Source organism: Nocardia sp. NPDC058518 (assembly GCF_042719655.1).
Lineage (GTDB): Bacteria > Actinomycetota > Actinomycetes > Mycobacteriales > Mycobacteriaceae > Nocardia.
Genome location: NZ_JBHXNJ010000002.1, coordinates 89,221 through 93,687, shown reverse-complemented (window position 1 = coordinate 93,687; position 4,467 = coordinate 89,221). Strand labels below are relative to the sequence as shown.

At 67.7% G+C, this 4,467-nt stretch carries 5 protein-coding genes; 3 read left to right on the top strand and 2 right to left on the bottom strand.

Annotated features, from left to right (window positions below; all coding sequences use genetic code 11):
* Nucleotides 1-116: 116 nt before the first annotated feature.
* Nucleotides 117-974, bottom strand: coding sequence for a Bax inhibitor-1/YccA family protein (locus tag ACFWPX_RS05170; protein ID WP_378919449.1), 858 nt, complete (start codon nucleotides 972-974; stop codon nucleotides 117-119).
* Nucleotides 975-1,123: 149 nt separating this feature from the next.
* Nucleotides 1,124-2,272, bottom strand: coding sequence for a class I SAM-dependent methyltransferase (locus tag ACFWPX_RS05165; RefSeq protein WP_378926294.1), 1,149 nt, complete (start codon nucleotides 2,270-2,272; stop codon nucleotides 1,124-1,126).
* A 403-nt stretch (nucleotides 2,273-2,675) separates the two neighbouring features.
* On the opposite strand from ACFWPX_RS05165, the gene ACFWPX_RS05160 reads away from it, so the two are divergent.
* From ACFWPX_RS05160 to ACFWPX_RS05150, 3 genes are all read left to right on the top strand, one after another.
* A complete protein-coding gene (locus tag ACFWPX_RS05160) occupies nucleotides 2,676-3,254 on the top strand; it encodes a hypothetical protein (protein WP_378926293.1) in 579 nt (192 codons plus the stop codon).
* Nucleotides 3,255-3,305: 51 nt separating this feature from the next.
* Entirely contained in the window at nucleotides 3,306-3,755 is a 450-nt protein-coding gene (locus ACFWPX_RS05155; RefSeq protein ID WP_378926552.1) for a DUF6153 family protein, read from the top strand.
* 67 nt (nucleotides 3,756-3,822) lie between these two features.
* Complete coding sequence (locus ACFWPX_RS05150) at nucleotides 3,823-4,434, top strand: DUF305 domain-containing protein (RefSeq protein ID WP_378926292.1); 612 nt, start codon at nucleotides 3,823-3,825, stop codon at nucleotides 4,432-4,434.
* Nucleotides 4,435-4,467: the final 33 nt, after the last annotated feature.

The following is a 4,467-nucleotide window of genomic DNA, read 5'->3' as shown; positions in this document are numbered from 1 at the left end:
CTCTCGCGCGCGTCGGCGGGGCCCCCCGCGTTTCCCCGTTCTTGTTTGCTTTTTTCTTTATACCAACAACACACGCCGCCCCACCTCGATGAGGTGGGCCGCTTTTCTGTCAGTAATCAGTCGCGCTGGAAGTAGCTCAGCAGGCGGAGGATCTCGATGTAGAGCCAGACCAGGGTGATGGTGAGGCCGAGGGCGACGCCCCAGGCGGCCTTTTCGGGGGCCTGGGCGCGGATCAGCTGGTCGGCGGCGTCGAAGTCCAGCAGGAAGCTGAACGCGGCGATGGCGATGCAGACCAGGCTGAACACGATCGCCAGCGGGCCGCCGTCGCGCAGGCCGAAGCCGCCGTCGGTGAAGAAGCTCGCGATCAGGTTGCCGACCATCAGCACCAGCACGCCGACCATCGCACCGATCAGCATGCGGGTGAAGCGCGGGGTCACGCGGATGGCGCCGGTTTTGTAGACGACCAGCATGCCGAAGAACACGCCGAACGTGCCGAGCACCGCCTGGCCGATCAGGGCGCTACCACCCACGCCGCCGAAGGTGACGTCGGTGAACATCAGCGACAGCGCGCCGAGGAACAGGCCTTCGAAGGCCGCGTAGGCCAGGACGATGGCCGGGTTGTCCATCTTGCGACCGAAGGTCGCGATCAGGACCAGCACCAGGCCGATGATGCCGCCGCCGATGACGAACAGCGGCGCCAGCGAGGGGTTGGCACTCGACAGCGCGAAGGAGACGATCGCCGAGACCGTGAGCACCGCGAGGGTGATGCCGGTCTTGGTGACCACGTCGTCGATGGTCATCGCGCGAGTGGCGGGGGCCTGCTGGAATTGCTGGCCGTACTGCTGGCCGTATTCGCCGTACTGCTGGTTGCCGACCTGGCCCGCGCCGGCTACGCCCGAACCGAAGTTCGCGTAACCGCCGACACCCTCCTGGCGGGGAAGGTTCTTGAACACCGGATTCGATGAGGTACGCACCGTGCGCCTTTCTTGGAGATACGAGTCGCTGTACAGCTCCAACTGCCCTGTTCAACGCGCCACGATCGGACAAAGTTCCCAGCGATCCGGTCCATGACCACACCGCTCGCCCGTTCGGACAAATCGGACTCTACCGCTTTCGGGTCGCCCTATCGTTGTACGTCGCGCAGACCACGAACGGACCGCGTGACCGTGAACTTCTGGTTCCGGCCGATCACATCGGTGCGGCCGACCATCCGCTCCACCACGCCGCGATAGTTCAAGTGCGAGTTGTACACCGTCCACAACTCGCCGCCGGGCCGCAGCACCCGCCCGGTCTCGACGAACATCTTGATCGCCGAACCGGTGTGCACGGCCGCGCCGACATGGAACGGCGGATTACACAGCACCAGGTCGGCGCTGTTGTCGGCGGCCGAGGACATGGCGTCGTCGCGCACCACCGTGACCCGGTCGGCGACACCGTTGGCCTCGGCGGTTGCCCTGGCCGAGGCGACGGCAGCGGCCGACTGGTCGGTGCCGACCACCCGGATGTGCGGACGTGATTTCGCCAGCGCCACCGCGAGAATGCCGGTGCCACAACCGAGATCGACGGCATCGCGCGCGTCGGGCTTCATCCGGTCCATGTGCTCGAGCAGGAACCGGGTGCCGATGTCGAGGCGCGATCCCGAGAACGCAGCGCCGAACGCGACGACATCACCGTCGATCTCGATGATGTGCTCGCGCACGGGGAACCGGGATTCGCCCACCGGCAGCGGCTCGCCGACCATCAGCACGCGCGACTTCTGCCGGCCCCGGCCCGCCCTGACCTGCGCGAAGGATTCGGCGAGCACTTCGTTCATGGCCGGGGTGAGGTACTTGTCGCGGCCGCCCGCGAACACCACCACATCGGGGGCGGCGTAGCGGGCGATGGCCTCGGCGATCTCGGCGACACCCGACAGCATCCGCGGCAACCGCATCAGGACCACGCGCGCGCCGGTGAGCAGGTCGGCGTCGAGGGCGTGGGCGGTATAGCGGTCGGTGAGCCCGAGGGTCTTGGCATTGGCTGCCAGCGCCGATTCGCCGGTGATCAGGTCCTGGTGCACGCGAATGCCGCCGAGTCCGTGCTGCGCGGCAATCCCGAGGGTGAGCGCGCCGTACGCGTCGCCGATCACCGCAACCTCACCGCTACCAGCGGCCGCGAGGGCGTCCGCGGCTGTGTCGAGGATCAGTCGGTCGGCGGCGTCGACGGCATAGAGGTTCGGCGCCTCCACATCCGGATACCGGCGTAGTCGATCGAATACGTCCTCAACACTGTCCACCCGGCAAGTGTGCTAGATCGTTGCCCCACCGTCACATCCGGGCCCGGTAACGGCCGTCGGGGTGACTCGCAACGGGGCGTCGTGGGATGTATTTCCCTGAGCGATAACGGGTTCCATCGATTTGCGATGCCCTTGCAGATCGTCGGCGAATTCGCCGATCGCACGAATTCCATTGCTCCCCAATGCGTCGGCCACGATCACCGGCCCACCCGCACCGCAGCCGATCACCGCAGGTGGCGCTAACTACCGAACTGGTACGCGTTCACCGAAAATCGTGGCCCCGACCTGCGCGCATCGACCGGAACCGCTCCCATTTGGAAGTCATCAGCAAACTTTCCGTAGCCCGAACACACCCCGCGCTCCTTCGCCCACCACGCCGCCGTCCCTGCGTACCATCGGCCCCATGCGCAACGCTCTCGTGTTCGTGCTGATCGCCGCGGCCGCGGTTTCGGTGTCCGGCTGCGGCTCCGACGACGCACCGGCCGCGACAACGACGACGACGAGCACCACCAGCACCTTCGCCGACGCCACCGGCGAGGTGCCCACCGATGCCGGCCCCAAGTCCGGTGCGGCCTCCGCGGGTGCGGCGCTCACCGTCAGCGATATCCGGATCGGCCGACAGCCCGGCTTCGACCGCGTGGTCTTCGCTCTCGGTGGCACCGGGGCTCCCGGCTGGCAGGTGGCCTACACCGACCGCGCGGTGCAGGACGGCAGCGGCAAGACCGTCGACGTGGCGGGCCGCGCGATTCTCGAGGTGCGCATTCTCGGCTCCGCGTATCCGTTCGACTCGACCGTCGCCCCGTTCGCCGGGCCCGATCCGGTGACCGACCCGGGCACACCGACCATCACCGGGGTCTACAAGAAGCTGGTCTACGAGGGCGTCACCCAGTCGTTCATCGGCATCGACGCCGATCAGCCGCCCTTCGCTGTCACCACTATGGCCGATCCCCCACGCCTGGTCGTCGACATCGCCACCCCGTAACTCCTACCCCTACCCGGTATCGCGATAGCGATCGCTAGACTGGCCGCCGTGATGGACCAGCATCCGCCCGCGCGAGCACCCGGCATTGCCAGGGCGCTCGCCGTGCTGATGCTGCTGGCCGGAATCGTGGCCATGCACTCCGCGGTATTCGGCACCGCCCACGCGTCCGACAGTGCCCACAGCTCTGCTCCGGAAGTATCGGTGGCACCGTCGGACCACCCACAGCTATCCGCGCCGACCGACTCGACACACCCCATCGCAGCTCCGTCCGACCCACATGCGGGGTGCGGCGCGGCAGGCTGCGATGAGCACGCCGCCGTCCACGCCTGCGTTTTCGTCCTTGCCGCACTCGCCATCGCACTGACCCTGGTCCTGCTCTACCGCCTCGGTGACACCGCCGAGGCCGCCCGGCGCACCCCTCGAATCTGGCGCGGCAGGCGGCGGCGCCCACCACCTTGGACCGTCCTCACCCTTTCCCAACTGGCGATTCTGCGGATCTGACAGGCGCGGCACTTCTCGTGCCTCGCCAGTTTCGACACCTCACCCCCGAATCCCCAGGAGGATCACCATGTCCATCAGCCGTACCCACGTCCTCGTCGCCGCGGCCGCCACCGTCTTGCTCGCGGCCGGTTGCAGCGACGACAGCACCACCGCCACCCACACCGCCGAGCACTCCACCACCACCACCACCACGACGACCAGCGCTGCCGCCGGCACCGAATTCAACGATGCCGACGTCAGCTTCCTGCAGATGATGTACCCACACCACGCGCAGGCCGTCGAGATGGCGAAGATGGTGCCGAGCCACACCCAGAACCAGCAGCTCATCGCGCTGGCCGCCCAGGTGGAGAAGGCGCAGGCGCCGGAGATGCAGCAGATCACCGACCTGCTCGCCGGTTTCGGCGAACCCGCGCCGAGCGCGACCGAAGGGCACGGCGGGCACGGTATGCCCGGCATGATGACCGACGCGCAGATGAGCAGTCTGCAAGCCGCGAACGGCGCCGATTTCGACCGGCAGTGGCTGGAGATGATGATCGCCCACCACGAGGGCGCCGTCGCGATGGCCGAGACCGAGCTGAGCGGCGGCGTGAATCCGCAATCGCGGCAGCTCGCGACGAAGATCATGGCCGACCAAGAGGCTGAGATCGCCACCATGCGCGGCATGCTCGGACAGAACTGATCGGGTGCGGGGGCCGGGCCCCCCCCCCCCCCC

What these genes read in the sequence shown, in the direction of transcription:
- ACFWPX_RS05160 (WP_378926293.1), top strand. Translation starts at nt 2,676, where the DNA reads ATGCGCAACGCTCTCGTGTTCGTGCTGATCGCCGCGGCCGCGGTTTCG.
- ACFWPX_RS05155 (WP_378926552.1), top strand. Translation starts at nt 3,306, where the DNA reads ATGGACCAGCATCCGCCCGCGCGAGCACCCGGCATTGCCAGGGCGCTC.
- ACFWPX_RS05150 (WP_378926292.1), top strand. Translation starts at nt 3,823, where the DNA reads ATGTCCATCAGCCGTACCCACGTCCTCGTCGCCGCGGCCGCCACCGTC.